This is a genomic window from Membranihabitans marinus (genome assembly GCF_019802045.1).
GTDB lineage: Bacteria > Bacteroidota > Bacteroidia > Chitinophagales > Saprospiraceae > Membranihabitans > Membranihabitans marinus_A.
In genome coordinates this window covers 117,598-142,052 of record NZ_JAHVHU010000006.1, presented here as the reverse complement: position 1 = coordinate 142,052, position 24,455 = coordinate 117,598, and the positions used below count along the sequence as shown (strand labels likewise).

18 protein-coding genes are annotated in these 24,455 nt (G+C 44.2%); 7 read left to right on the top strand and 11 right to left on the bottom strand.

Annotated features, from left to right (window positions below; translation table 11 throughout):
- Position 1: 1 nt before the first annotated feature.
- From KUV50_RS19580 to KUV50_RS06540, 3 genes are all read right to left on the bottom strand, one after another.
- Positions 2–1,795 carry an FAD-dependent oxidoreductase gene (locus KUV50_RS19580; protein ID WP_222579302.1) on the bottom strand — a complete coding sequence of 598 codons (1,794 nt, stop codon included), beginning with the start codon at positions 1,793–1,795 and terminating at the stop codon, positions 2–4.
- A gap of 493 nt (positions 1,796–2,288) precedes the next feature.
- A complete protein-coding gene (locus tag KUV50_RS06545; RefSeq protein ID WP_222579301.1) occupies positions 2,289–3,785 on the bottom strand; it encodes a lipopolysaccharide biosynthesis protein in 1,497 nt (498 codons plus the stop codon).
- Between the two features lie 141 nt (positions 3,786–3,926).
- A complete protein-coding gene (locus tag KUV50_RS06540; protein ID WP_222579300.1) occupies positions 3,927–4,388 on the bottom strand; it encodes a hypothetical protein in 462 nt (153 codons plus the stop codon).
- 272 nt (positions 4,389–4,660) lie between these two features.
- On the opposite strand from KUV50_RS06540, the gene KUV50_RS06535 reads away from it, so the two are divergent.
- Positions 4,661–5,710, top strand: coding sequence for a M42 family metallopeptidase (locus tag KUV50_RS06535; protein WP_222579299.1), 1,050 nt, complete (start codon positions 4,661–4,663; stop codon positions 5,708–5,710).
- An 891-nt stretch (positions 5,711–6,601) separates the two neighbouring features.
- Positions 6,602–6,850 (top strand): 4a-hydroxytetrahydrobiopterin dehydratase, encoded by a 249-nt coding sequence (locus KUV50_RS06530; protein WP_222579298.1) that lies wholly within the window; start codon positions 6,602–6,604, stop codon positions 6,848–6,850.
- A 334-nt stretch (positions 6,851–7,184) separates the two neighbouring features.
- Here KUV50_RS06530 and KUV50_RS06525 read toward each other — a convergent pair whose 3' ends face one another.
- Together KUV50_RS06525 and KUV50_RS06520 are read right to left on the bottom strand one after the other, a co-directional pair.
- Positions 7,185–7,913 carry a ComF family protein gene (locus tag KUV50_RS06525; protein WP_222579297.1) on the bottom strand — a complete coding sequence of 243 codons (729 nt, stop codon included), beginning with the start codon at positions 7,911–7,913 and terminating at the stop codon, positions 7,185–7,187.
- 3 nt (positions 7,914–7,916) lie between these two features.
- Positions 7,917–9,071: a S1C family serine protease gene (locus KUV50_RS06520; protein ID WP_222579296.1), complete on the bottom strand. Its 1,155-nt coding sequence runs from the start codon at positions 9,069–9,071 to the stop codon at positions 7,917–7,919.
- A gap of 128 nt (positions 9,072–9,199) precedes the next feature.
- Between KUV50_RS06520 and KUV50_RS06515 the strand changes: the two genes are divergently transcribed.
- Positions 9,200–9,958: a metallophosphoesterase family protein gene (locus KUV50_RS06515; RefSeq protein ID WP_222579295.1), complete on the top strand. Its 759-nt coding sequence runs from the start codon at positions 9,200–9,202 to the stop codon at positions 9,956–9,958.
- Between the two features lie 238 nt (positions 9,959–10,196).
- On the opposite strand, the gene KUV50_RS06510 is transcribed toward KUV50_RS06515, so the two are convergent.
- The gene (locus tag KUV50_RS06510) at positions 10,197–10,739 is read right to left on the bottom strand and encodes a hypothetical protein (protein ID WP_222579294.1); all 543 of its coding nucleotides are present in this window, start codon (positions 10,737–10,739) and stop codon (positions 10,197–10,199) included.
- A 259-nt stretch (positions 10,740–10,998) separates the two neighbouring features.
- Here KUV50_RS06510 and KUV50_RS06505 point away from each other — a divergent pair, with 259 nt between their 5' ends.
- Positions 10,999–15,900 carry a C25 family cysteine peptidase gene (locus KUV50_RS06505; protein WP_222579293.1) on the top strand — a complete coding sequence of 1,634 codons (4,902 nt, stop codon included), beginning with the start codon at positions 10,999–11,001 and terminating at the stop codon, positions 15,898–15,900.
- Between the two features lie 134 nt (positions 15,901–16,034).
- Here KUV50_RS06505 and KUV50_RS06500 read toward each other — a convergent pair whose 3' ends face one another.
- The 4 genes from KUV50_RS06500 to KUV50_RS06485 form a co-directional block, all read right to left on the bottom strand.
- Positions 16,035–16,349 (bottom strand): DUF4286 family protein, encoded by a 315-nt coding sequence (locus tag KUV50_RS06500; RefSeq protein ID WP_222579292.1) that lies wholly within the window; start codon positions 16,347–16,349, stop codon positions 16,035–16,037.
- On the bottom strand, positions 16,346–18,226 hold the full coding sequence (locus KUV50_RS06495) for a tetratricopeptide repeat protein (protein ID WP_222579291.1): 1,881 nt from the start codon (positions 18,224–18,226) through the stop codon (positions 16,346–16,348). The genes KUV50_RS06500 and KUV50_RS06495 overlap by 4 nt, the downstream gene beginning before the upstream one ends.
- Before the next feature lie 79 nt (positions 18,227–18,305).
- Complete coding sequence (locus KUV50_RS06490) at positions 18,306–19,487, bottom strand: thiolase family protein (protein ID WP_222579290.1); 1,182 nt, start codon at positions 19,485–19,487, stop codon at positions 18,306–18,308.
- A 177-nt stretch (positions 19,488–19,664) separates the two neighbouring features.
- Entirely contained in the window at positions 19,665–19,826 is a 162-nt protein-coding gene (locus tag KUV50_RS06485) for a hypothetical protein (protein ID WP_222579289.1), read from the bottom strand.
- Positions 19,827–19,948: 122 nt separating this feature from the next.
- On the opposite strand from KUV50_RS06485, the gene KUV50_RS06480 reads away from it, so the two are divergent.
- From KUV50_RS06480 to KUV50_RS06470, 3 genes are all read left to right on the top strand, one after another.
- The gene (locus KUV50_RS06480; protein ID WP_222579288.1) at positions 19,949–20,884 is read left to right on the top strand and encodes a DUF4382 domain-containing protein; all 936 of its coding nucleotides are present in this window, start codon (positions 19,949–19,951) and stop codon (positions 20,882–20,884) included.
- Between the two features lie 114 nt (positions 20,885–20,998).
- A complete protein-coding gene (locus KUV50_RS06475; protein WP_222579287.1) occupies positions 20,999–21,604 on the top strand; it encodes a hypothetical protein in 606 nt (201 codons plus the stop codon).
- 101 nt (positions 21,605–21,705) lie between these two features.
- Complete coding sequence (locus KUV50_RS06470) at positions 21,706–22,911, top strand: NAD(P)-dependent oxidoreductase (RefSeq protein ID WP_222579286.1); 1,206 nt, start codon at positions 21,706–21,708, stop codon at positions 22,909–22,911.
- 518 nt (positions 22,912–23,429) lie between these two features.
- On the opposite strand, the gene KUV50_RS06465 is transcribed toward KUV50_RS06470, so the two are convergent.
- Complete coding sequence (locus tag KUV50_RS06465) at positions 23,430–24,377, bottom strand: phosphoribosylaminoimidazolesuccinocarboxamide synthase (RefSeq protein WP_222579285.1); 948 nt, start codon at positions 24,375–24,377, stop codon at positions 23,430–23,432.
- Between the last annotated feature and the right edge of the window lie 78 nt (positions 24,378–24,455).

Here is a 24,455-nt window from a genome sequence, read left to right as displayed (position 1 = left end):
CCTATAATATTTTAGTTGCTTTGGTGACTCCATAAAGATATTTTTGCATATCCCATGCTGCAGTCGGGCACCGTTCGGCACACAGACCACAGTGAAGGCACACATCTTCATCTTTTATCATAACGCGTTTGGTAGGTAGTTCTTCGGATACATAAAGAGGTTGATCCAGATTGTTCGCAGGTGCTGATAACCGTCCTCGCAAATCTTCCTCGTCGCCATTGGTCGTGAAGGTTATGCACGATGTGGGACATACATCCACACAGGCATCGCATTCGATGCACTGATCATAGGAGAATACGGTTTGTATATCACAGTTCAGACAACGCTGAGCCTCTTTGAATCCCGTCGGAAGATCAAAACCCAACTCTACTTCGATTTTCCGGTCTTTCAGCGAGATCGCTTGATCTTCGTGGGGTACCACAAAACGCTCATCATCCACCACGGGGCTGTCGTACATCCATTCATGGATGCCCATTTTTTGCTTGACCAAGTTAGTCGTCGGTGCCAGCCGGGCATTGACATCAATTCCCTGGCAATAGTGGTCGATGGAAATGGCTGCCTGGTGACCGTGCGCCGCAGCGGTAATGATGTTTTCCGGCCCAAAAGCAGCGTCCCCTCCAAAAAACACCTTGGGCAAGGTGGACTGGAAAGTGACATCATCGATCACCGGAACATCCCATTTGCCAAATTCGATGCCCAGATCCCGTTCGATCCACGGGAAGGCATTGTCCTGTCCAATCGCTATGATGACATCATCGGCTTCGATAAAGGTGTCTTCCTCACCCGTCGGAATCAGTTTTCGTTTTCCATTTTCGTCGTATTCTGCGCGAACATGACCGAACCACATTCCTTTTAATTGTCCATCCTCTACGACAAAAGACTTCGGTGGCATATTATTGAGAATAGGGATGTCTTCCCGCTGAGCGTCCTCGATCTCCCAGGGCGACGCTTTCATATCTTTGAATGGGCTCCTGACAACAACAGTCACCTCTTCTCCCCCCAATCTTCGTGAAGTTCGGCAGCAGTCCATGGCGGTATTCCCACCTCCCAGGATAATTACTTTTTTACCTATTTTATCTTTGTGTTCGAAAGCGACGCTGGCCAGAAAGTTAATGCCGATATGGACATTTTTGTCTGCTTCCTCTCGTCCGGGCAATTTCAGATCCCGTCCGTTCGGCGCGCCGGTGCCTACAAAAACGGCATCATAATCCGCTTCCAGGATTTCTCGCATGCTCTCCACGTAGTGGTTGTAATGCGTATGGACGCCCATATCTGTGATGTAATTCACTTCCTCATCCAACACCTTTTCCGGAAGACGAAAAGAAGGGATTTGGGTCCGCATCATGCCACCCCCCTTGTGCCATTCGTCGTACAAATGAAGTTCATAGCCCAGAGGTGCCAGATCACGAGCCACTGTCAACGAAGCCGGACCGCCTCCAATCAAAGCTATTTTTTTGCCATTTTTTTCTTCCGGGATGGTGGGCATGAGGTGTTTCACTTCGCCTCTGTTATCGGCAGCAACGCGTTTGAGTCGGCAGATGGCAACCGGTTCTTCTGGTCCTTCTTCCCCTTCCAACCGACCACGTCGGCATGCCGGTTCACAGGGTCGATCACACGTGCGACCAAGAATGCCAGGAAACACATTGGACTCCCAATTGACCATATAGGCTTCGGTGTATTTCTTGTTGGCAATGAGTCGGATGTATTCCGGAACCGGGGTGTGGGCCGGACAGGCGTATTGACAGTCCACCACTTTATGGAAGTATTCGGGATCTTTAATATTAGTGGGCTTCACAATTTGATTTCTTGGTTATATAAATTTACATCACCTAATGGTAATTACTTAGTAAAAGCACGATAAATATAATGAAAAGTGGGAATAATTTGCAATTCGTGATTGATTATTGAAATTCGCGTGAACGAACCCGGGGATTGTCACCAAGAAGATGAAATGTGACGCGGTTTATCAAATTTGCTTTATTGATACGTGCCACGGGAGCGGGGCAATACCCAGTGGTGTAGCCCATTATTGGGAAGGATATTTTCCAGGCGATCTAAACGTCGACGTCTGTAGAAAGAACACAGCCCAAAAAAGTCAAACGTCACCCAAAATTGGGCGATGTAATATGCCCAATTTTGGAATTTAAGTAGTTGATGCACTGCATATTATGTTTCATAATAGATTGACGTGGTGAATAAATCGGGCGAGGTCGTTACCAAGCGGGTAGGGGTGAAATACAGTTGCCGGGGTAAAAATCGTAATTTATCATTCGCCATTCATAATTACTTCAAATTTCCCCCCGGAATACTCTGTGGAGCTCTTTGCGGTCGTAAAGGAAATACAAAATCAGGGGAACGGCAAAAAACACCACTCGCATCCACTGTCCGATCACCCCATCCCAGGATTGTCCGTGCCAGGTTAGTTCGTAGAGCAAATAGCTCCCGAGGGTCAGGAGTAAGATGTATCCAATCTTTCCCCATTCCAGTCGAAATTCGTAAAACCGGGATCCGATCACAAAACACAGAATCGTCATCACCAGATAACAAGCAAAAGTGGTCCAGGCGGAGGCCATGTACCCATATCCACGGATAAAAAGGATGTTCCCCAGAACAGTCACGACCACACCGACCAGAGAAATGTACATGCCATACCGGGTCTTGTCCTGGAGCTTGTACCAGATACTTATGTTGTAATACAGACCGAGCAAAATATTGGCCAGAAGAATAACCACGGTGACATTGTACCCTTCTGCATACGAGGGTTTTCTTAGGAAAAAATCCTGCAACCAGGGAAGTGCCAACGTCACAGCCAGAAATCCGAACGCAGATACAATGGTATAGTAGGTGGCTACTTTTCCATACAGTACATTGGAATCTTTGCGTTTGTATTCCTGGAAGAAAAACGGTTCTGCTGCATAGCGGAAAGCTTGCGTGAACAGGGCAATAAACATGGCGATTTTATAATTTCCGGAATAGATGCCCACCATTTGGGACGTGGTATTCTTATCATACGGCAGAAAATTCTGCAAAAAAATACGATCCATGACCTCATTGACGATACCCGCCAATCCTACGATCAGCAAGGGCAGTGAATAGATCACCATTTTACGCATGGTCGTTGCGTCAAAATACTTCCAAAAAGCAGTCCATTCCGGAAGCAAGAGGACAAAGGCCACTCCACTTGAGATCACATTGGCACCGATCAGATAGGAAAGATGGTACTCCGGGAAATAGATGGCGTGAATCCAGTCCATACCTTGACGCAATAACCAAGGGCAGAGCAGGAAGAAAAAGCAGACGATCGCGACATTGGTCAGGATCATGGCCAGCTTTATGAAGGCAAAGCGACGGGGACGATTGGACAATCGAAGCCGGCAGAATGGGATTTCATTAATCGCGTCGAAAAACAATATGATGGCCAGCATCGGGATGTAAATACTGTAGTCGGACGTCAGGTTGAGCAGGGCAACAACCTGGTCTGAAAACGCAAAAAGGAGTACGCTTAGGATGACGGCAGAGCCATATATCATCGTCAGTGCACTGCTGTAAACAGTGTTTTCATTCCCCTCTTCACTCCCAAAACGAAAGTAAGCGGTCTCGAGCCGAAGCGTATAAAATACCAGAATGACGCCAACCAGGGAATAAAGCGTGGAATAGTTTCCAAATACGGCAGTAGAAAGTACAGCGGTGATGACAGGGATCAGCAGGATGTTGATCACACGCCCCACGATACTGCTCAATCCATACCAAATCGTATCACTGGCCAGTCGTCTTATTGTCGCCATGGTGTCGGTTTCATTTCCATGGGCGAATATAAGATATAGTTATGAGTTGCCAGTAGTGCGTTCGACGTTGAATGTTGGAATCAATGGCCGGACCTCTAAACGCCTCAACGCCTCAACAACTCAACAATGATTCCGATTTCTTTATTTTAGTTTCGCCGATTCAAATATTTTGACGACCAATTTTTGCTCTTTTCGTGTGATGTTATTGGTGTACATTTTTAAGGATACATAGCCCCCTAATTCTGAATAGTTTTCCAAATCTCTGATGTGCAGGGTCGTGAAATCCGCCTGGGAATCCTTGGGGACTACGATTTGTCTTTCCACGGTGCCAAAAGTTTCGAAATAAATATCATACTTTTCCTGATCCAAATCTTTGTCCGGGCTGGTGTAAACCCCAAAATCAAAGGGTATGTCAATTCCTTCGCCGGATAATTTACCAACATAAGAATCTATCCCTTGCTCCTCGATTAGTTCGAACTGCGCCGGTACTTCCAATTGATAATCATAAATATCGATCGATTTCAGATTGGAGTACTTCAACTTGTTGCAGCTGAGAAATGATAAAGCGATGATGACTGTGAATACTTTTGAAAAGATTTTCATGGGTATGATTTTTTTACCGGATATATTTTAAGAAGATGACCCCAATAAAGAGTTTATCGATGATATCAAAGTTAATGGAAAAAATAAAACCATACATACTGGAACAACCGGAGTCCATAACTATTGAGGAATTGAGCAAGTCTATTTATCATATCGCATCAAATTTTTAAAAGTGATATTTGTTTCACGGATTAAACATAAAGCCGCTAAGCATGAAGTATGAAATGATTAATAAAAGTGTATTTTTGCGACTAAAATTTAATCTGAGTACTATGACAGACTTCGAATTATTGAAGAAAATATCGGAATGTCCCGGTGCACCGGGGTTTGAGCAACCGATTCGTTCGTTGATTCTTGAACACCTGGATGGCATCGTTGATGAGGTGCGCATGGATTCCATGGGAAGCATCATCGCACGGATTCACGGAAAATCGGAAGACCCTGTCATGGTGACGGCCCACATGGATGAGATTGGTTTTATTGTCACTCATATTGATGACCAGGGCTTTATTCGGTTTCATACCCTGGGTGGCTTTGATCCGAAGACATTGACTTCACAGCGGGTGATAGTTCACGGGAAGGAAGATGTCATCGGCATTATGGGAACGAAACCCATCCATATTATGAATCCGGAAGATCGGAAGAAAGCACCTAAAATAGAGGATTATTTTATTGATACCGGTCATCCGGTTGCAAAGGTCAAAGAGTTAATCTCGGTGGGTAATCCCATTACCCGGGAGCGTGCGTTGATCAAGATGGGGAATTGCTACAATGGAAAGTCCCTGGATAATAGGATTTCAGTTTTTATACTTTTAAAGGCACTGGAACAACTGGCAGGCTCGGAACTTGATTATCCAATTGACGCCGTGTTTACCGTCCAGGAGGAGGTGGGATTACGTGGAGCGATTAATGCCGCCGGGCATGTGAATCCTCGTTTTGGAATTAACCTGGATGTAACTATTGCTTATGACGTCCCCGGTGCGCAGCCTCATGAAATGGTGACCCAGCTGGGACATGGTACGGCAATCAAGATCATGGATGGCAGTGCGATATCCGATTATCGCATGGTTCGTTATATGCAAGGTTTGGCCGCAGAACACAACATACCCTGGCAGCATGAAATATTACCCGCCGGTGGAACGGATACTGCTGGAATTCAAAAATATGGACAGCAGGGTTCCATAGCCGGCGCACTGTCTATACCACTTCGAAATATGCATCAAGTCATCGAAACCGTACATGAAAGCGATGTCCAGGCTACCATTGATTTACTCGTAGTGTCTTTGCAAGGATTGGGAGATTACGATTGGGCGTTTAACTAGGATGGACTAGGATTATGGGATGGACTAGGATTGTAGGATGGACTAGGATTGTAGGATGGACTAGGATTTTAGGAAGGACTAGGCTTGTAGGATGGGCAACTCCGGGAAGAGTCTCAAGGTAGTGGAACCAAAGATTCTAGGGATCTTTGACGAAGGAACCGCAAAATCCCTTCTGTAGTTGGGTGGGAGTATAGCCATAGCTAAATAGGGCTTTTGATGATGAAGAGCTGCGTAAAAGCAATCCGTCAAGAATGTTCTGTATTTGCGAATTGATGCGTTGCGTCTGCTGTTGTTTATCCGATAAAGCGTTCTCCTTCTTGCAAACACAAGGAACCCTTCAGATTGAAAACTACCACTACAACCCATGTGTCGGTCCCAAATTCCATAGGGGCAAGCTGACTTTAGTCGCTCGAGATGAGATGAGAAAAACTCATCTCCTCTAAAAATGTATGATTTATTATGACATCCAATATTTCCTACACTGCTTAATATGCTTGAAAATGTTATAACATTGAGTCCCTTGGGGACGATATAACTGTTGTCCCCAAGGGACTCATTTCAATAGAACATCTAATTCCAGGGTCTGACACCCCTGGCTATGATCTTTTATCCCTCTGGGATTTTGTAATGGATGCTAAACAGGTACACGTCCAGTGGACATGTGCCTGTTTAACCGAAACTGAACTCAGTCACCCACACATTTTTCCATAGCCGCCCACCCCAAGCATCGAGCTCACGTATATATGCGCTCTGGCTCCATTCAGCCATGCCTTGGGTCTGCATAAATTTAATTTTATGAATAAACCGGGGTAAAACATTCCACAGCGGTTTTTTGTACTATATGTAGGAGGGCGATAGAATCGTATTCATTAATCAAAAAAACAACTTACCATGAAAAATTGGAAAGAATCCAATGACACCCTTAAAGCGACTTTTGAATTTGATGACTTTGTCCAGGCGTTTGGGTTTATGACTCAGGTAGCCATTACCGCACAAAGCCAGAACCATCATCCCACCTGGACCAATACCTATAATAAAGTGGAGTTTGAGCTGTCCACCCACGATGCGGGGGATGTAGTGACCGAAAAAGACCGGAAGCTGGCCGAATCGATCAATGAGATCTTTGATAAGATGAGTTAAGCTTAATTGTTAATGGTTAATGAGGTATAGTTGGAGTTCTTTGGTCAATTTTAATATCTGGGATCTGTGGAATGTGCCCATGTTCGGGTATCTTTTGGCCCTTTGGCCTGGAGATTATTCTGAGGTTTGAAAGAAAGCCTGGTAAGGGCGACCTTATTTATTCGGTGGTAGTGTAGTTTGTAGTTTGGTTTCTGATTGTTGGAATGCTTGTTTAGGTTTAGAAAGTAGCTCAGCTTTACCAGCATTTTGCTGTTCTACACGGGTACGGTTTGTGGTTTGGTTCTCTTCTCATCAAGGGTGTAATTCCACCGCCTGTGGTCTGTCTACCGTCCAATCAATAGTCTTTATAAGCTAATGTACATACGCTGATGTCAGCGTCTGGATAGGCTCTTCGAAGTGTATGAGCCATCTCCACAAGAGTTATTCCACTGGTCGACACATCATCGACGAGGAGGAAATGAGGCTGATTCGTTGCCTGATAGGCGTTTGGGGTTCTCGTTGCACGGAACGCGTTTTTCATATTCTTGACTCTTTCGGATTTATTGAGTTGAGTCTGTGACTTCGTGAATTTAACACGTCGGATTATATTAGTGTTTATCGGGAGTCCTGTGGTTTGTGAAAGACCTACAGCATATTCATAGCTTTGATTATAACCTCTTTTGAGTTTCTTACGCCAATGCAGGGGCACGGGGATCAGGGCCGATACTTCATGTTTTTGGAGCAGAGGGCTGATTATCTGGCCGTAGTGAGCTCCTTCCAGGTGACCAATGTAGCGGAGATTTTGATATTTTAGTCCATGGATCATGTTGGAGATGACCGTGCTTTGGTTGGGATACCGGTATTTGCCCAGGACTAGTTTGAATGGGAAACCGACGCACAGTCGATTTTTCAATGGATGATTGTCGACCAAATGCGTGTCGCTGATAAAAACCTGTAGGTGACAAACCGGGCAGAAAACTTCACGTTTTGAATATTGCAACGTCTCTCTGCAGCCCAGGCAATGCGTTGGGAAAAAGATATCCCAGAACCATTCTGTATGGGCTTTTGTGACAGACCAATCCATGGGTCATACTGCTATTTCACATTTTAAAATTTTCCCTTTCCTGTTGACTATAAAGTCCAGGGTCGCATCCTGTGTGTTGTCCAGTTCACGTAAAAAATCATTCATTCGAGCCATTTCCCGTGAATTTACGGCAATAATTATATCTCCCTTTTGCAAACCTGCTTTCGCAGCGGGACTGCCCTCATCAAGTTGTGAAATAATCAATCCGTGCTTTACCGGTAAATTGTAATAACGAATAACCTCCTGGGTAAGTTCTTCGAGTTCAAACCCGATGTATGGGCGGGTTGACATATCCCGTGTAGAGACTTTAGGAGCTTTCCCCTGAATGATGTCGTCGACCACCTGACGGGTGATGTTAGACGGGATCGCAAAGGCATACCCGGCATAGATCCCATCGGGGGAGGCGATGGCGCTGTTGATGCCGATCAGATCCCCTTCGGTATTGACCAATGCCCCTCCGGAATTTCCTTTATTGACCACCGCATCGGTCTGGATAAAATCTTCGATAGCATTTTCACGATTAATGATGTTCCCTCGTCCTTTGGCACTGATGATACCTGCTGTCACGGTGGAAGCCAGGTCAAATGGATTTCCGACGGCCAGCACCCATTCACCAATACGGACATGATCTGAATTTCCAAATTCGATGGGTTCAAAGGTGTCGTCTGAATCAATTTTTAGCACTGCAAGGTCTACGTCCGGATCCCGACCCACGACATTTGCTTCAAAAGTTTGGTTGTTGTTGAGTGTGATTTCAAATTTGTCTGCAAATTCGATGACGTGGTCATTGGTGACTACATATCCGTCTTCAGATATGATTACGCCTGAACCAAATCCAACTTTCGGACCGCGATAGGGTTCGGAAAAGAAAAATCGGAAGGGATCATTGTATCGGTTCTGCCGTCGCTCAATGTATCGTTCTTTGGCTTTGCGTTCACTCTCCGCTGCCTTGATGTGTACCACCGAAGGCATCGCTTTTTCTGCTGCAATCGTCAGGTCCTGACTGGGTAATATTTCTCTGGATGAAGCCGGAACCGTTTTGATGGGTGAAATATATTCTGTTTTTGTCGGCACGGGTTTTGCCAACCACTGGTTGCCCGCTAGAACAATAATTCCGCCCAGTACCCCAGCAATAATAAATCCGACTATGTTTTTCATATTCGATTTGTTTTTTTTGACTTCTGTCTGTCCTTTTTTGTATGTTGTACCGATTCGCAGTCTAACCGAACTGAAATCATAACGATTTGCAAAACTAATAGATTTCATTTCAACTGAAAAAGTTTATTATGGTCGATTTCCGCATAATTCAAGTCACCGATATCCATATTGGCAGGAAAGAGGAATACCCATTCGGGGTCAATCTCCGTGCTAATTTTCTTAATACCTTAGCAGACTTAGAACAAATGAACCCTGATTTGTTGGTGTTGACCGGGGACTTTTGCTATAAAGATCCCCGGCAGGACGTGTATGAGTGGATTCACCAACAGCTGGATGTGGTGGGGGTCCCGTATGAGGTCATTGGTGGTAACCATGACGATACCAGTCTGATGACGACGGGCTTGCTCGGTGAAAACCTAAGCAATGAACAGTCAGAGTATTATTTTTCGGATGAAATTGCCGGTTATCACATTCTCTTTCTGGATACAGCTTCCGGAGCCATCTCACCCGAGCAATTGTCCTGGATGAAACAAGAAGTTCGGCGTTCAACCGACCAACAATTGTTGGTGTTTATGCATCATCCACCCGTTCTTGCTGGGGTCCCTCACATGGATAATGGGTATCCGCTCCAGAATCGGCAGGAAGTTCTGGAGGTGTTGACTATGCACCCGTCTTCAGTACAGGTTTTTTGCGGCCATTATCATGTCGACCGGAGTGTGGTCTGGCAGAATGTGATGGTTCACATTACACCCTCACTTTTCATGCAAATATTTCCCTACGTCAAGGATTTTGCGATTGATCATTACCAGATCGGTTATCGGGTGATTGATTTTGCGGAAGATACGATCCGTCATTCTGTGCGGTATTTACCGGGGAGCAGGTATTAAAACTTCGGATTTGGATATTCCATGAAGGATTGGGAAAGAATCCTTACCTGGTGAACAATGGCCAGCCTGCGATTCGTGAGCCCGTAGAGATCTGGAGGTGCAGACGTTTCAATGATAGAAAATTTTGGACCACACCAATTGAGTTAAGAGTGGCAATAGTATAATCATTAATCTTTTTTACCGCTTATCCCATTTGTATTTTGATCTATATCAATAATTAACAATCAATACTCCACAATTACTTAAACCGCAAGGCAGTCAATTCCACCGGTGTTTTCAGCAATGGCAACTCTTGAGCCAATAAAATAACCGTCACCTGCACATTCGTTTCTGCATTATAAAAACTGCGGGCATACCCATTTATAGCCTCCTGGTCTTTGATCAGAAACTGAGCATCAGCGGCCCAATCGGCACGGAGTTCTGTCAAAATAAAGTATTCATCCAACGAATAAAAAGCGATGCTGTGATCATTCTCATTGTTCATTAGATTGGCGACATGGCTGGAAAATTTTATTTGTGGGAAGATCGATTCTTCATCGATAAGAACAATGAATTCTTTTTCATCCTGTTCATTGACCAGATAAAGATCTGTTTTACCGAGGTACGGATTGGAGTGGTCGGTGAGAAGATAATGATCCAGAGAGTCTGTGCGGACCTCTATTCCAGTGTTTTCCATCAGAGTGGTAAATGGAAGGGTGTACCATATGGAATCACCCGTAGTTTGTGACCATCCACTGGTCAGTGAGAGCAAGGGAAGGAGAATATAAGCTAAACCTTTCATATTCAGAGCGAATTTATGTTCCAAGTACTTTGCGTACTCTGTTCATTAATCACAAATCAAACTAAAAAGTTCCAAAATTATCCAGAGGAATTTTTATAATAGATTCTGTCAAAATAAAGTATTTGTCCAAAGAAATAAAAAGTGGCGTTATGATCGTTCTCATTCTTTATTGGATTGGACATAGTAGAGGAGTATCCTATCCGTGAGGATGGTTTTCTTATTATGTAATCTTTTCTATATTGCAACGAGGAATAAAACCATGAAGGATAAATTGACCATATTAATGGGGACCATTCTATTTTACACAGTCTGTGTACTAACGGTAACATCTTCGTGGGGGCAAATGCCTGGCCAGGAGGGTGGGATGGTGTATGGAAACGAGTGGATTAATTATGACCAAACCTATCTTCGTATTCCGGTGGGTGAAGATGGCTGGTATGCCATCAGTTATAATGATCTAAAGATGGCAGGTTGGGCGGATGAAGACTTGACTGGCGACGCTATGATATTGTATCACAATGGTCAGCAAGTGCCATTGAGTACACCAGTTGAGGGCAGTCTGAAACCTGGAGATACATTGGTGTTTTATGGACGGAAAAACCGAACGGATCTGGAGGAATTTATGTTTCTCAATCCGGAGCGGCAAGTGCTCAATGCGTCATACAGTCTTTTTACGGACACTTCCGTTTATTTTCTTTCTGTCGATCCGGTGTCAACCAAATTAAGGTATCAACCAGGCCAGGTCACTGACGAAGTTAAACCTTTGACGGGTATTTGGACTAAAACAGAAGTTGTTTTTCACGATGGATTTTATACGCAGGGAACCCAGGGTATCATAGATCCGGACTTCAATGACCTCGAAGGATTTTCGACAGGGTTTGCTAATTCTGTTTCCAGAGATATTGATTTGACCGGCGTGACCCCGATCGGTGATAGCATTTACCTTGAGGTAGGTGTAGGAGCTGACCTAAACGCAAAGATATTTGAGCTTTATGTGGATGATCAGTTGCATGGGAAATTTACCAATGCATTGACCCAATCAGCCCGAAAGATTGAATTCTCCTGGCCCGCTTCTGAAGTAGGCAATTCCCTGAATATAACGGTGCATGCCACAGAAGATAATCATCGTGTGGCTTTGGCCTACCTGAGGGTTTTTCATCAGGTGGATGCAGGCCAACTTAAGTCTGAATATGCCGGCAGCTTTAAAATACAGGATGATGGCCGTGCATTTGGGGTGCAATTTGAAGAATCATCGCCGGAACGAACTGTATTCAATCTCGACCGGAGCCTATTTTTTAAGTCAGTATCAGGAGATGGAAAATCATACGAATTACTGGCCGATTCGGGAGATGAATTGGTGGTTCAGCAGGACCTGATATCTGTGCAGAATATCAGGAAAGTAAAGTTTGAAAATTATCTGGATCGCGCGTTTGATTATGTGATTATTACTTCGGATTCGCTGATGAATCTTAGTGGGAACGAGGATCCGGTTGCTGATTACGTGGCCTATCGGGAATCAGAAGCAGGTGGATCTTTTCAGGTAGAGGTGGTGACGATCGAACAGTTGCGTGATCAGTACATTTACGGTATACAGGGGCACCCTTATGCGATCCGGAATTTCGGTGCACACCTCGTTGAGGTGCAACACGGGGTACGCTATGTTAATATCATTGGAAAGGGGATGGGGTATGGTTATCTACGAACCCCGGCGAACTACCGGAAGTATTACTACCACTCGCATTTTGTGCCCACATTTGGCCATTATGGCTCTGACAATCTGTTATTAGCCGTCAAAGGGCAGGCGGTACCCCGCATTCCGGTAGGCCGTATTCCGGTGACAGATCCTGAAGAAATAACGCACTACCTGGAGAAAGTGAAAAGATACGAATCAGTGGTACAAAATCCAGCACAGATCGAGGACCGGCTCTGGATGAAACGCGTGATGCATTTTAATGGAGGAGATCGAAATATTTTTTCTATTATTTCCAACTTTATGGACAAACGTGGAAAGGAAATGGAACGCGATAGTTTTGCTGCGAATATGGTGTCTTTTTACAAAAGCAGTTTTGGTAGTACGGACATACCTGAACGGGATGAAATTTTCTCGTACATCAATGACGGAGCCGCTTTAATCTCATTTTTCGGACACAGTGCCTCCTCCAGTCTGGATTTTAATATTGATATAATCGAGGAATATAATAATGCGGGACGGTTACCTGTATTTTTGGCATTGGGGTGTTCCAGTGGAAATATATTTCTGCCCCAAAAAAATCTGGCAGAACGATTTATTTTGACGCCCGAAGTGGGGTCGATATTATTTTTGAGTACAGCGACATCTGAATACCTGACGAATTTGCAACACCTGGCCCGCGCATTTTATGAAGAATTCGGATCTGATCAATATGGCAATCCATTAGGAGATATTGTCCAGCAGTCACTTTCCAAATTGGGCCGATTTCAAAAGCATATGCAGTCTGCTTTTGTTTTTACAGGAGATCCAGCCATTGCTGCCTATCATTTTGAGGGACCAGATTTTACCTTCGATGATGTTTCGGTCCGGGTTACGCCGGAACGTCCTTCTCTTGTCGACGATACATTTACACTGGATGTGGATATTCAAAACCATGGCATTCGGATGACAGATACGTTCGCCGTCTTAATCCGCCAGCAGTTGCCGAATGGAGAATTAATCACACATGACACCGCGTGGACCAACGTGGATGGCTTTGATCATACATTGTCGCTGACACTACCGATCACTGAAGAAATGGAAGGTGCAAACACCTATTTCTTAACCATTGATCCAGATAATACGATTGAAGAACACCCCACAGGTGTAGCTGAGCAGAACAATCAATTTGTATCGGAGGGCCGGCAGGGCTTTCAGCTCTTTATCCAAAATACCACACTCCAGCTGATCTACCCATATGACATGGCCATAATCCCTGATAAGAATCCAACCCTTGAACTGTTCAATGGACATGTCGAAAACAATGTAAAAAAATATTATGTGGAAGTTGATACGACGCCCCACTTTTCCTCGCCGGCTTATTATTCCATGGTTCATTCAAGTCCTCAGGCCAGAATAAACCTTCCGGTGCAGCAGATGCTTGAAGAGGAAACGGTTTACTATTGGCGGGCTCGTTATGAAAATGATAGTGTATTTACAGCTTATCACTCATTTATGTATGTGCCGGATCAGACTGGATGGAACCAATCACACTACGGACAATTCGCCCGGGATAGTTTAGATAACTTGTCAGCTCAAGACCGAAAGCTTGATTTTGCTCAGTTGCAAAACAGTTATAAGCTCGATCATGGGCATAAGAAAGCGGCTATCATTTACAATGAAATACACCGTCCCCGATTTTTCCGCACCACCTATCCGGCATTGAATGTATCGATATTTAAACCCCGACAAAATGATTGGGTTCGCAATCCAAAACCAGGAGTGTACAATAGTATCTGGCCGGTAGCGAAAGACGAATACCTGTTTACTTTTGTCTACAGACCGTATAGTGAAATTCACCGGGCATCCATTACTGAGTTGATCGAAAATGAAGCGGAAGAAGGAGATTATGTTATTTTCTGGAATACGACCAATGGCCGAAACAGCCCGAAAGGAGACACCTGGGCTCAGGACTCTGTCAGTCATCAGGGGGTGAATTTGTTCAACTTTTTTGAAAAGGAGGGAGCTCGCCAAATTCGGGCTTTGGAAAAAGTCGATCGACGCGCATATTCGTTGATTTATCAAAAAGGAAAAGGTGTGGTCACCGAAATTTTAGGTGATTCTGCGGGCGTGAATATTGAATATGTAAATTTGTTTTCCTACGTATCCGAAGGAAAAGTATGGTCAGACGAAGTAAATTTACTCCAATCGCTAGACAGATGGGAAAGTGGGGTATCGGGGACCTCCGGGGACAGTGTGGCGATGAACCTCCACGTAGGCTCGACGTCCAAAGAATTGATATTTAAGGATGGATCGGAAGTCCAATCGGGAAGCTTCTCCGATTCTGAAGGGACGGCTTTTTCGTGGAAAGGTGACTTTAGTGATCCGGAAAGCAGGACAATGCCAGGCTTTTACTGGCGGATTTTTGGTGCTTTTTATCCGGATTGGCGCATCACCAACAGTGCAGATCAGCCATTGGTGGATACTGCTGCTCTTTCCGATAATCAATTATCTGTGCATTTTGAATTAGATGTTGTGGGCGATCCTCCAGCAGATTCTGTATTGGTCATGGTGGAACTTTTTAATCGGAGCAGAAGGATGGAGCACCGGTTTTATATGGATTCGGATCAATGGCGACAACCTGTGCACCGAGTCTGGCCACTAAGCCCGGATTATAATGGCCCTGCGGTCTTAAAGGTTACCATCGATCCAGACCAGGAGTGGAAGGAATCCAGTGAGAAAAATAATGTTCTGTTTCGAAATTTTGAGATTCGAGGTGATCGTATCGCACCCACGGTCGAGGTTTTGTTTGATCAGCAGACCATCCTTCACGGAGATATTATCGCTCCAAATGCTTTGATTACCGTCCAATTATCAGATTATCCCAATCAGAACTTACAGACGTCCTCTGATTTCCGTTTTGAGATTACAAAGCCATCTGGAAATATTCTGAAGATTGAAGCCGGAGATCCCAGGTTGTCAATCCGGGAATCGGAAAAAGGGCTGGAATTGCAGTACGACAGTGAATTTGATGAAAATGGAATGTATGAATTGCGTGTTTCCGTCCGGGACTTGGTTGGGAACAGTGCGTCGTCGGATTATAGGATTGATTTTGAAGTGGTCCTCGAGAATAAAGTGAGCGCTATTTTGCCGTACCCCAACCCATTTGTGGATGCGGTCCGTTTTGCATATACGCTGACCGGCAGCGATGAACCGGAAGTGTTCCGTATTATGATCTATACGGTTAGTGGCCGGCTGGTCAAAGAGATTACGAAGGCTGAGTTTGGACCGATGCGGATCGGAAGGCATCTATCGGAATTTGTGTGGGATGGTTCGGACAACTGGAATCAGGATCTGGCGCCGGGAGTTTATTTGTACAAGGTCATTTCCCGGGATTCTGCTGGTGATGATTATGAAAAATATCCAATAAATGCGTTGGAGGAAGGAAATTATTTCAAGAATGGGATTGGAAAAATGGTGAAACTGAAGTAATTGTTAATGATGAATTGTGGTTGTGAATTGTGAATTCGATTTTCATAAAGTGCTATCACGAACTTTTATATGATGAAGCCATTATATCCAAATGATTTTATGCGTGCACTAAATCAAAAATCTGAGATCTGAGATCATGATTCATCCACCACCACCATGGTCGTTCGGAATTCAACGTATTTCTCTTTGAATTGGTGGTTTAGTAAACGCATGTAGTTGGATTCGTGGTTTCTCTGGTATCGTTGGAGCATGATTTTGTTTTTTGCAATAAGCTGCACACTATATGTCGGTTCCTCATTGCTGTTCAATCCCACTAATTTGTGTAAGCGATAGCTTAAGAAGCAACCGGTTTCCATGATACCTGGCAAATAGTTTTTTATCATCCAAATTCGCCAGCGATCGACGTATTGTGGATCCACGACATAGGTGATGTTGTAAGCTAATTTCAATTTTCTTCGAGTGACGGTGACGGAATACTATCGTTTTGCGGTATTGCCGGGCTTTTTTCGGCATTCAGCACTGCACGGAGTTCGCGATAATTCTTTCGTGCATCTACGGCAAAAGTACTGTTGTCATAATCGATAAATATTTTCTCAAAGGTGGCCATGGCCTTTTCAGGATTATCCAGTTTGTTTAGATATAACTGAGCGATGGCATACAAGGAATTATCGGCCCATATACCATCGGGATAAAGGGCGACAATAGCTTCATACCGTTCTTTAGCTGCTTCATATCTTCTATTATCTCTTAAAATCTCCGCTTCCAGATAGATAATGTCATCACGGAGTTCATGATCGTCCGGTAGCGCCTGGCCCAGGCTATCTAGTTTGATAAGTGCCTTCTCATCTTGATTTTTGAAATGAAGAAAATCCGCTTCGGCATATGCTTTAAGGTTCTGTGTAGTGGTGTCCAGGCCAAGATTGTCGATGATAAAGATATTCATATCGATCGCATCATTGGCTATCAGCCGGGAGGTGGCTACGCGTAGAATATCAAATTGTTTTTGTGCCCATTCAAAATCTCCCATGTAATAGGAGAGTTTTGCATTTCTGAAACGGGCCAGCTGACCAGTTTCATCCTCTTTGTGTTCCTTATCTACCTGCGAATAAAGCAGGGTGGCCTCCCAGCGATCGCCTGTGGACAGATAGATATCAGCCAATAGTATTTTGGATGCACTTAGGAGTTCTCTGTTGATCCCGGAAATGCCGATAAGCTTTTCCAGGGTATGGATGGCACCTTCGTAGTCATGTATATCAAATGCTTGTATTTCAGCAATGTTTTTGATCAGAGAAGCTGTTAACCGGTTGTATCCGAGACTATCTGCGAGAGCTAGATATTCAGTAGTCAGGTCCGTCAGATTTTGAATTTGATTGGAATCAGCTTGTTCCAGAAGTATGGATTTCCGCGCTTTGAGAATGGCCTCCTGGGCAGGGTAATAGTATGTGGAATTGCGTCCTTTATCTGATATTATGTAGTCAAAAATTCGAACGGCTCCTTCAAACTCATCCGCTTGCATGGCATTTTGTCCCAGTCTAAAGAGACGGTGCCCGTTTTCATTTTTTCTTTTATCGATCGAACGAAGCTGGCGGTAAGCCATCGTGTAGTTGTTGTTTTGGATATAAGTCCAGGCGAGTATTTCGTTGTAGCTTTCGTTGCTGCTTTTTTGCAAACGTGTGAGAACATTTTGTTCCAGGTCATCCAGATAATCATCCGGGAGGTACCGTTGAAAATAATTGAGCACAAAGGAAACGCTTTCCGGTCGATAATCGATGGCATCCAGGTAGCTGTCGATCATTCGCTTATAATTTCCGATGTTGTAATATAAGTTGGCCATCGGTAGGGTATAGGAAGGATGAATTTTTCCGTTTTTCCGGGAAGCTTCAAAAGTTTCAAGAGCCAGTTCATATTTCCCGCGTTGTTGAAATTGCTGAGCCAGTCCAGCAATGGTGGCAGGGTTTTTTGACGCCGTTTTTATAGCTTCCTTAAACGATGATTTGGCTTTCTCATGCTCTTTTTTGAGCTCATAAATGTTGCCTTTGAGATAGTGGTTGACCGGATCTGACGGGTATCGTTGAATACGTTGTTCAATTTGGCTCAGCGCAACATCATATTTTCGGAGCTGAGTCAGACAATCCATCAGTTTCTCAAAATAGATCTTGTTCTCTGGTTGCTTGTTGACCAATTCACTGAAAATCGATTGGGCCTTTTCAAATTCACCACGGTTGTAATAATGCATGGCCAATTGCGGGTTTTGTGCAGACAGCGTAATCAGCCAGCCCAACAGCATACCCAGGGTAAGTCCTATAACTTTTATTTTATTGTTCATCATTATAAGGTCAAACGAAATTTGCAGTGAAATATGATAGTTATAATGCGGTTGGGGGGTAGAAAGTTTAAAAACCCGATCAATTTACTTTCCGAATAATCATCGAGGATGCCCCTCCGCCACCATTGCAAATCGATGCACAACCTACTGATTTGTCCCGGGAATCCAGCGCATTGAGAAGCGTGGTGACAATTCGCGCACCAGAAGCTCCCAAAGGATGTCCCAAGGAAACGGCACCACCCAGAATGTTCATTTTGTCGGGAGCGATATCCAGTTCCTTCGCGAACACCATCGGTACAATAGAAAAGGCCTCATTGACCTCAAAAAGATCAATATCAGTGACTTTAAGACCTCCTCGTGCCAGTACTTTGGAGGTCGCCAGCGGGGGAGCCGTGGTGAACCACTCTGGTTCGTGAGCGGCGTCTGCCCATGAGGTGATTTCGGCGAGGGGAGTCAGACCGTGGTCTTTCAGAAAGTTTTCACTGACAATAAGTAACGCTGATGCACCATCATTGATGGTGGACGCATTGGCCGCCGTCACGGTCCCACCTCTGGTAAATGCAGGCCGTAATTGTGGTATTTTTTCAAAGTTCACCTTCTTATATTCTTCATCTTCTGAGACTTTAACTGGGTCTCCCTTCCGCTGGGGAACCTTCACTGGTGTGATTTCATTTTTGAAAAGTCCGCTTTTTGTTGAGTTGGATGAACGCTGGTAACTCTGGATGGCATACTCATCCTGCGCTTCCCGTGAGAACCCGTGTTTCTCGGCGGTCCGGTCTGCACTGACTCCCATGGCTTCATGACTGTAGGCATCGGCCAAACCGTCTTTTTGCAATCCGTCAATCAACGCTCCTTCACCAAACTTGTATCCGAATCGGGCCTGTGGTACGTAATAGGGGATTCTGGACATGTTTTCCATACCGCCAGCTACGATAACATCCTGGTAGCCCAGCACAATATTCTGAGCGGCCAACATAATGGCTTTCATACCCGATGAACATACCTTGTTGATGGTGGTGCATGGGATAGAGTGTGGAAGTCCGGCTTTGAGAGCAGCCTGGCGGGCAGGTGCTTGCCCCAGATTGGCCGAAATAACGTTGCCCATATACACCTCTTCTACCATGTCCGGAGAGATGTCTGCATTTTCCAGGGCTCCTCGAATTGCGGTGGCTCCCAACTCGGTAGCGTCGATATTTTTAAAGATTCCGCCATAGCTGCCGATGGGGGTTCTGGTTGCGGAAAGAATATATGCTTTTTTCATTCTAATTCATTTTTTGAATGTTGTGAAATTACGGGTTTTAATTGATTATTATGGAATCAAACCGAAGGATTAAGATATTTCAGGTCTGAAGGCAGATGGAATATCAGCCTTTATCCACCATTAATTAAGGTTGTTTTTGACCCGATCAACGGCCGTCAATACAGTTAAAAAATTAAGTTAATTCATCTCGTTTTCACATTCTTTGCCATTTATTTTATTTCTTCGGATATCCGGACCCTCATGCCGGTGCCGTACAATATAACCGATCCCAAGTAATCTTTGTCCTGTCTTGTGTTCTGCGTCTATTGGTTTTTGTTTCAGCGGTATATAGATAAACATTAGGATATATTTAATAAACGTTATTTAACACCGGTTGAACTAATTGCATGGCAATATGCCAATTTTCATCCCGTTTTATCTCCACAAATTTCAATTTTTCATTCATACTAAAATACGACACTATGAATCTGAAACATGTTAGCTTCTTCACGATGATGATCCTCGGACTTTTTCTGTCATCATGTGAAAAAGAAGAAAATGATCTGACCCCTGATAATAATGAAAAGCAAGGTAAAATAGAACTTGAGATCACGGATGCTCCTGTTGATGATCCCGCTGTCAAAAGTGTTTTCGTCACTTTTGCGGATGTTCAAATCGACGGTCAATCCTTGCCCGGCTTTACACCGGTATCAATTGATTTGAGTTCCTATACGAACGGCGCGACCTATTTATTGGGTGGAGATAGCGCTAAAGTAGGCACCTATAACGATGTGACGTTTATCCTGGATCCGGAGGAATGTTATGTTCAGGATACGGAGGACAATAAACACTTGCTCAATCCGGAAGATACCCATCTGACGCTCGATTATGAATTTGAATTGGAGCAGGACAGTACTGTAAAACTGCTGGTCGACTTTGATTTGAGAAAATCCATTCAGCGGAACACATCAGACAGCACTGATCGCTATGATTTTGTTCCCACAGCTGATTTGGTAAACAGTTTACGAATTATGGATAAATCGGTCACAGGAGAGTTAAAGGGATCAGTCGCCGACGGTTCCACCGGAAGTGATGTTATAGTGGCCTATTTGTATGCCAAAGGAACCTACGATGCTTCGACTGAAATGGAGGAAGATGGAGATACAGGTCTTCAATTCAAAAATGCCATTTCCAGCGCACTGGTACAAGCCGATGGCAGCTATTATTTCCCTTACCTGGAAAGTGGTGAATATGAGTTGCATCTTGCTTCCTACGATACCGATGGAACATCCCAGCAAGTACAGTTTCGCGGAATGCTTGAAGTGAATAGTGTATTGGCTGATTTACTGGACATCCAGATTCAAAGTTCTGCTTCGACAGAGATTGATTTGTCCATCATAGGATTGTTGCCCTTGTAAATCATAAGAGTTTGAAAGTTGGACTGGAATTAGCCAGTTGTACCAAAGTGGAAACTGTTAAAAGAACAACAGTTTCCACTTTTTTTGTTCAGCTATATTCTGTATATTTTCAGCATGAAAAGTATAAAAAGGAATTTATTGAGATACACAGGTTGGTGGGTTTTTAGTACCGTACTTGTGCTGTCATCATGTAGTAGTATTATGCAGTTTCAGGATGCAGAGCCACTGGGCAAAGGTACAGCAGAGGTCATGGGAGGATTTGGTGCCGGTTATTACCCGGGAAGCCTCGAAGACAATAACTATGGTTTTCCGCTGGTGGGAGCGTTTCGTGTCGGGGTCGGTGACCGTACAGATCTTGGAGTGAAGTATTCATTGGACGATGATCTCGAACTAAATTTTAAATACAATTTTGTCAACACCCAACTTTTTTTAATGTCCACGGGCGCGCATGTAGGCCTGGATGGTGTTTTTTCACGTGACAATCACTTTTACGGACGGATCCCATTGTATCTTCAGGTACGTTTCGGATCTTTTTCTATTTATGGTATTCCGGCTGTAAGCACGGGACGGTTTGGCAGCGATTTTGGATTGACCGCCAATGCGGGTGTGTCATTTGGGAGGTATTATAATAAGATCTTTATCGAAGCTGGAGTAGGTGATTACCAGGGTATTGGGACAGCCATCAAAACCTTTGGATTGGGATTTGCACACCGTTTTTAAATCCAATAATTTCAGTTTTTTAGATAACCACTTCAGTATCTTTGTTATTTCAGAAATTTTATTTTTTTTCACCCAAACACCCTATCACCTAAACCATTCGCATGAAAATAGGAATTATCAAAGAAGGAAAAATCCCGCGGGATGCCCGGGTTGTACTCAAACCGTCACAATGTGCATACCTGCGAAATAAAGAGGGTGCAGACCTGGTCGTGCAGAGTTCCGAAGTCCGGTGCTATTCCGATGAAGAATACCGTGCTCAGGGAGTCCCTGTCGTGTCATCAGTGGATGATTGCGATATTTTATTGGGGGTCAAAGAGGTGCCGGTGGCGGAGCTTATTGCCCATAAAACCTATTTCTTTTTTTCGCATACCATTAAAGCACAACCTTATAACCGGGAATTATTACGTAAAATTTTGGACAAGAATATTCGATTGCTGGATTATGAGGTATTGACAGATGCCCAAGGAAAACGTTTAATTGCTTTTGGGTTTTTTGCGGGCATGGTTGGGGCTCATAACGCCTTACTGACCTACGGAAGACGAAGCGGTTCATTTGCTCTGGGTCGGATGAAGGATGCATTTGATTATGCCCAAATAAAAAAAACGTACCAGGATATTTCTTGGCCAGCGATTAAAATCGTGTTGACCGGGAAAGGCCGGGTCGGAGCCGGTGCTGCGAAGGTGCTTGATGATATGGGGATTCGAAAGGTGAATTCAGATGAATTTTTGCAGCAAGATTTCGATGAAGCGGTATATACGCAAATCGACTTTGATAAATATGTGCGTCCTAAGCCTTCTTCAAGGCATGGGCTCAAAGATTTTTTTGAACATCCTGAAGAATTTGAATCGGCCTTTTCACCATTTGCCGCGGTGGCGGATGTGATGATCAACGGGGTGTACTGGGATAATAAAGCACCTGCATTTTTCACCAAGGAAGATATGCGTCGTTCTGATTACCGCATAGAAGTGATCGCTGATATTACCTGTGACATTGCACCGGTATCGTCGATACCATCGACACTTCGTGCAACAACGATCGATGACCCGTTTTTTGGATATGATCCGGTGTCAGAAAAGGAAACTGATCCTTTTCAGGACCATGCTATTGATATGATGACGATTGATAATCTCCCCAACGAATTACCCCGGGATGCAAGCACGTCCTTTGGACAACAGTTTATAGAACACATCTGGCCACAAATAAAGGCTGGTGACTTTGAAGGAGATATATTGCTGGGAGCCACTATTGCCAGAGAAGGTAAATTGGGGCCTCATTTTAAGTATTTGGAAGATTTTGTGGCGAAGTAAACCCGCAAAATTCATGGCTTTTGATGTACCTACCTGGCGTTGATTATTGTTTTGATGGCAGTTAGACAGGTGCAGATGCAAGGAATGACTGAATAGAGTCGGAGTGCAGCGCAGGCCATAGATGGTAAATCTATCTTTGATGGAGATGAGCGAATGAAGCCTCGGCTTAGCCGGGGCACCAGGTTCGGTGAACCTTGGATGAGTGAACCGACCTGTCCCTGCCTTGGCTGTGGGAGGGCTCTGTCCCGAGGATAATATATGGATCAAAAGTCAAATGTCACCCAAAATTGAGCTATGTAATATGCCCAATTTTGGAATTTAAGCAATTATTGCGCTGCATATGATGGATCATAATAGATTGACGTGGTGAATAAAGCGGGTAAACTGTGTATTATTTCACAGCGTATCGCAAGGAATCTCACAGAGAATCAAAAATGACAAAGGAATTTACTTCTAAGCAAATTAGAAAAATATACCGCGCGAATTTTGTTCGGCTTCCATCATATGGGGGAGAATGATCAGGAATTATTGGTGTTCAAAAATGCCAGTACATTCTTCTCAATCCGCTCTAGTGGATCATTTCCTGCAGCTGGTTCAAAGGATTTTCCAGTCATCTTTTCATAAAGTGTGATGTAGCGCTGACTGATTTCCTGGACAAATTCATCCGGCATTTCAGGTATGACTTGTCCATCGAGCCCCTGAAAACCATGTTCCATCAACCATTCGCGGACAAACTCTTTGCTGAGTTGTTGTTGTTTCTCTCCTTGGTTCAGGCGATCTTCATACCCTGTGGCGTAGTAGTATCGAGAGCTATCGGGCGTATGGATCTCATCAATAAGGTATATTTTACCTGCATGGAAACCAAATTCATACTTGGTGTCTACCAGAATAAGACCTTTGTCCCGAGCCATGGCACTGCCCCGGTCGAATAAGGCTAAGGCGTAGGATTCCAATTGCTCCCATTCATTTTTTGAAACGATGCCTTGCTCCAAAATCTCCTGTACTGAAATATCTTCATCATGCCCTTCATCTGCTTTGGTTGCCGGGGTCACGATGGGACGTGGAAACGCCTGACTTTCCTTCATCCCATCTGGCATGGCAACACCACATAAAATTCTTTTCCCTGCTTTGTATTCTCGCCAGGCATGCCCCGCCAGATATCCACGAACGACCATCTCGATCTTGATGGGGTCACATTTTATTCCATAGGACACATTGGGATCCGGCGTAGCCAGAAGCCAATGCGGGACAATGTCGGCTACTTCATCTAGAAAATAAGCCGCGATCTGATTCAACACCTGTCCTTTGAATGGAATGGGCTTGGGGAGAATGTGGTCAAAAGCGGAAATCCGGTCTGTCGCTATCATTAATAAACGATCGCCCAGATCATAAACATCGCGTACTTTTCCGTGGTATACGTTGGTCTGATTTGGAAATTCAAAGTGGGTGGTAGGTATGGCATTCATGGGTCAGTGCTCAGCTGTTTTGTGAGTCAATAATTTTCATGGGTGAAATTAAACTTGTTTTCCGGGAAATAAAAATGA